Raw genomic sequence first — 5,225 nt, forward strand, 5'->3', positions numbered from 1 at the left:
AGAATAAGTAATGTATAAGAATGAGTTGAAAGGAAGTACACTTCTAGTAACTCTGTACTCGACAAGCAGACACCTTTTGCGGTATATAAGGATAATTATATGGTAACCGGAATCCCTTTAAATAAATCGGTAACCCGCAAAACTGCTGATGCTTTCTTTCAATTTAGCATTCGCCACAGAGTTACTAGAAGTGTACTTCCTTTCAACTCATTCTTATACATTACTTATTCTCAGAAATCATTTTGGGATATTTACGACGAATCAAGTCCTTTCCGCGATACAAATTATAATCCGGGAATAGGCTTTGGCAGGTATGTTATAAAAGACAATAAACTGAAAGGGGCAATGATGATTTCTTTGGAACATGAGTCGAATGGTAAAGCCGGAGAAGACTCACGGAGTTGGAATTATATAAATCTATCAGCCAAATACTTTTACAATATGCGATTATCGGCTAAAGCTCAAATATATCTGCCCTATGTAGATGGTGGTAATAATAAAGATTTATTGCGCTACAAAGGATATGGCATTTTTTCGGTCAATTATATAGATAAGGAAAATCTATGGTGGTTTAGCCTTAATATAATGCCTCGAGATAAGGTTATAAACCCTAATTTACATACATCTTTATCATTTAGAGTATCCAAAAATTCAAATCAATACTTAACTTTGGATTATTATGCCGGATATGGAGAAGGGTTGCTAAATTACAAGAAATATACAAATCAGGTAAGAATAGGATTTACGATAAAGCCGGATTTCTTCAGTGCATATTAACAAAAAATGAATGACTATGAATAATAAATGGGACGAAAGTTATAATATTGAAAAATACCGCTACGGAGAAACCCCGAATCTATTTTTCAAGCAAGTCATCGATAAGCTTCCTACAGGAAAAATTCTTCTTCCGGCTGATGGGGAGGGACGAAATGGTGTATATGCAGCAACAAGGGGATGGAGTGTAGACGCTTTCGACCAAAGCCAGCAAGCTAAAGAAAAAGCCTTGCGTTTGGCTCAAAAAAACAGTGTGAATATTTCATTCAAAGTGATTGATTTCGAAGACATCTCTGAAAATTATATTGTAGACTCTTATGATGCAGTCGCTCTTACATATGTTCATCTACCGGAACAGTTAAAAGTAAAATATCACAGATCATTATTGCCTTTTTTGAAAATTGGAGGGCATATTATTATCGAAGGATTCAGTAAAGAGCATGTAAAATACCAACAAAAAAATCCATTGGCGGGGGGTCCTCCACATGTGGAAATGATGTATTCGAAGGAAGAGATTCTCTCGATCTTTGATTCTTTAAAAATCGATTTCTTGGAAGAGGTAGAAGTAGAATTGGCTGAAGGTATAGGGCATAATGGAAAAGCCTCGGTAATACGCTTTATCGGGAAAAAGATATAAATAAAAATAGAGGCAACGGTTATCATTTACCGTTGCCTCTATTATATTACTTATAAAAGGCTACTGATTCAGTCTTAAGGTTTAATAAAATTGATATATTTTCGTTCTTCAGAGAATAGCAAAGCTGTATCTATCAACGCCAGATGAGAATATGCTTGAGGAAAGTTACCTAGCATACGTTTGGTTTCGAAATCCAAATCTTCACTAAACAACCCCAGATGATTCGAATATTCCAGTAACTGATCAAATATTTTCCGGGCTTCGCCTTTCTCACCAATCATAAACAATGCACGAGTTAGCCAAAAAGTACAGATAGTAAAAGCAGAAGACGGCAAACCAAAATCATCATCGACTTTATATCGATACATTAATCCATTATGGTATAATTCTTCTTTTATACGTTTTACTGTCTTTATATAGCGATCGTCGTTTGCATCTATAAAACCATACTGCTCCATCAAAAGCAATGATGAGTCCATATGCGTATTATCATAGGCTTGAGTAAAACTCTGAATCTGATCGTTCCATCCATTCTGCATCACATCTTCCTTTATAGCCATCGCTTCTTTTTGCCATGCTGATACATAGTCAGTCTGATTTAAAAGTTTGGCTATCTCTATTGCTCTGTCAAGAGCTACCCAACACATTACCTTCGAGAAGACAAAATTCTTTTCGATGTTACGAAACTCCCATATACTCTGATCAGGATTTCGCCAAACAATATAAACCGTTCTGATGATCGATTTAACAACTTCCCACATTTCTTCCAACTCGCCCAATGTCCCTGGAAAACGGAAATAATAGCTATGTATAACATCCATCAGATAGCCAAAAGTGTCATTTTGTTTTTGGAAATATGCGGCATTTCCAATTCTTACCGGTTGGGAATTTTCATATCCTGCCAAATGCGGTAGCATCTCTTCTTTTAACGTACGACTGCCATCTATTCCATACATAATTTGTAAAGAATCTGATTTAGATTTCAATATATCCTTCACAAAAGACATAAACCGCTTCGCTGTTGAATGATGCCCAAGTTCTATGAGAGTTCCTATAGACATCGATGCATCACGAATCCAGCAGAATCGATAATCCCAGTTACGGACTTCGCCTATTGTTTCCGGAATACTGGTGGTAAGAGCTGCCATAATAGCTCCGGATGACTCATAACACATCAGTTTAAGAGCCAACAGACTGCGACAAATATAGTCGTTGTATTCTATGAATTTTCGGGAACGATTATTCCAATTCAACCAGTAAATCTTTGTACGCTGATATTCGAGATAGGCTCGGTTGATATCTATATTCGCTAGTTTTTGACTATACGACAATAGCATGTACTGGTCTTGCTCCAGAATAATTTCTTCTTGATTTAATATGGTGTCAAAATCAATACTTGAATATAAATAGATATTATCATTTCCATCTACTAAAGAGAATGTTCTTATAAAGTAGGCAAACTTTTTGTGTATGACCGAATCTCTGGCATAATTCATTACAGGAGTATAATTTATCCTAAAACGTGGTTTACCATCAATGAGTCTTATATAACGATAGATTTCGGAAGGGATATAATACTCGTCTCCACGGGTCTTGTATCTCGGCATAAAATCGAGTACTTCAAATACGCCCTCATCAGAAGCAAAGCGAGTACAAAGTATATTTGTTTCTTTAAAGTAATTTTGTGTAATACGATAACTATCAGAAACAATGAATGAAAAACTCCCGCCTTTATCTTTATCTAATAATTTAGAAAATACAGATGGAGAATCGAATACCGGAAAACAAAGCCAATCGATACTTCCTTCTTTTGATATTAAAGCAGCAGTTTTACAATTTCCGACTACACCGTAATCTAGATTATCCATAAGCAATTAAATTATTTTATTAGTTTTTTCAAGAAATCAATGTTTAAAGTTTGTTTTGGAATATTATACCGCGCTGCATTTGATGGGTCTCCTACTTTTATCGTTATAGCCGTATCGGGTAATGCCATAAACATTTCTTCATCAGTTGTATCGTCTCCTATGGCCATCACAAAATCGTATTCACTTTGATTGATTAGCCTTAAAGCTTCTGAGCCTTTATTAAATTCGCCTGACTTAATCTCTACAATTTTATTTCCTTTCATTATCTGCAAGTTTTGTCTTGATGCTGGATTTATTAAAGCATTTATCAGCTGTGTTACACGCAGTTCGGCCAACCAGACATCAACATCCCGGTAATGAAAGACCAAGGCTGTTTCTTTTATTTCAAGTTTCGACCGAGGAGTCTTTTTTACTGTATGTTTGATTATGTCTATTATCTCTTGATCCCATTCAATTTTCTGCCCTTTGCTTTTCCATATACCATTCTCTTTGTAAAACATACCATGTTCGGCTGCCATATCTAATGGCAAATGTCCTAACCAATCTTCAAGAGTCTGTTTATCTCTACCACTACTTATTATCATTCTATTATGGCTATCAGCACACATTTTTTTCAAAAGATCAATAACTTCAGTCGTTGGTGATGCTTTCATCGGATTGCGATGAAATGAGACTAATGTGCCATCGTAGTCTAAAATAATCAGACGTTTTTGAGCTTTTTGGTATGCATCTTTTATTTCATTGAAGTTTTTTCGTACGATTATTTTTTTTTGTAATTCTTTATTTTTCTTTTTTACTGAAAACAATTCATCTATAAAATCTTTAGCCCATTGCCCAACATGTTGAGAAGAAATAATCTCTTGCATATTTGATATAGCTGCTTTTTGCTCCTCTTCCGGCATTTCCAATGCTATAAGAAGAGCATTCTCTAAATCCTTTATATTAGTTGGATTCACTATCAGCGCATCAGATAACTCAATAGATGCTCCGGCCATTTCACTTAAGATGAGTACCCCTTTCCCATCTCGTTTTGTTGCAATATACTCTTTTGCAACAAGGTTCATTCCATCCCTAAAAGGGTTGACTAAACATATATCCGATATATGATACAAAGCTGTTATCTCTTCGAAGACGAATGACCTATAAAAATAATTGATTGGTTGCCATCCTGCTGTAGCATATTTACCATTGATGGCTCCTACCTTCTGGTCTATATCTTCTTTCAGCTTTGCATAAATATCAACATTGTCTCTTGATGGTGCTACAATCATAATGAGACTAACCTTTCCTCTATATTGCGGTTGGTTTGCTAAGAAGTCTTCAAAACACCTTAAACGCATAAGAATCCCTTTGCTATAATCCAACCTATCTACAGATAATATAAGCTTACTGTTGCCAAACTCACCACGTAGTTTCTCTGCTTGTTTCTTTATATGAGGATTTAATAAAGCATTGTGATACATATCATAGTTTATTCCCATTGGAAAAGCATCCACATCTACGATTCTGCCATCTAAATGGATTTCATCGAGATTGCAATCTAATTTTAGTACCCTATAAACAGCACTAATAAAATGTCTCATATATCCATGCGTATGAAAAGCAACAAGGTCGGCGCCCAGCAGACCGTTTAAAATATCACTTCTTTCGGGTAAGCACCTAAATAATTCATAAGAAGGGAATGGTATATGATGAAAGTAACCAATACTTACTTCAGGCATTCTGTCTCTTATCATTCGGGGTAAAAGCATCAATTGATAGTCCTGGATCCAAACAATATCATCAGGTTCTATGATCTCCATCGCTTTTTCACAGAATAAAACATTCACTTCCTTATATACAGTCCAGTAGCAATTATTGTACCTTACATTGCTGAAAAAGTAATGAGAAAGCGGCCAAATTACACTGTTGCTATATCCTTCATAATAATTTTCTATTTGTGAAGG

4 protein-coding genes are annotated in these 5,225 nt (G+C 35.4%); 2 read left to right on the forward strand and 2 right to left on the reverse strand.

Annotation, left to right across the window (positions count from 1 at the left end; all coding sequences use genetic code 11):
• The first annotated feature begins 99 nt into the window (after positions 1-99).
• Together LDB17_RS10245 and LDB17_RS10250 are read left to right on the forward strand one after the other, a co-directional pair.
• Positions 100-777 carry a phospholipase A gene (locus LDB17_RS10245; RefSeq protein WP_393925026.1) on the forward strand — a complete coding sequence of 226 codons (678 nt, stop codon included), beginning with the start codon at positions 100-102 and terminating at the stop codon, positions 775-777.
• A gap of 16 nt (positions 778-793) precedes the next feature.
• On the forward strand, positions 794-1,411 hold the full coding sequence (locus tag LDB17_RS10250) for a bifunctional 2-polyprenyl-6-hydroxyphenol methylase/3-demethylubiquinol 3-O-methyltransferase UbiG (RefSeq protein WP_252639056.1): 618 nt from the start codon (positions 794-796) through the stop codon (positions 1,409-1,411).
• 74 nt (positions 1,412-1,485) lie between these two features.
• Here LDB17_RS10250 and LDB17_RS10255 read toward each other — a convergent pair whose 3' ends face one another.
• Together LDB17_RS10255 and LDB17_RS10260 are read right to left on the reverse strand one after the other, a co-directional pair.
• Entirely contained in the window at positions 1,486-3,279 is a 1,794-nt protein-coding gene (locus LDB17_RS10255) for a glycoside hydrolase family 15 protein (protein ID WP_252639057.1), read from the reverse strand.
• Positions 3,280-3,290: 11 nt separating this feature from the next.
• Positions 3,291-5,225: bifunctional alpha,alpha-trehalose-phosphate synthase (UDP-forming)/trehalose-phosphatase (locus LDB17_RS10260; RefSeq protein WP_393925027.1), on the reverse strand; the 1,935-nt coding region annotated here is incomplete at its 5' end.

The organism is Dysgonomonas sp. Shenzhen-Wh21 (genome assembly GCF_043392705.1).
Lineage (GTDB): Bacteria > Bacteroidota > Bacteroidia > Bacteroidales > Dysgonomonadaceae > Dysgonomonas.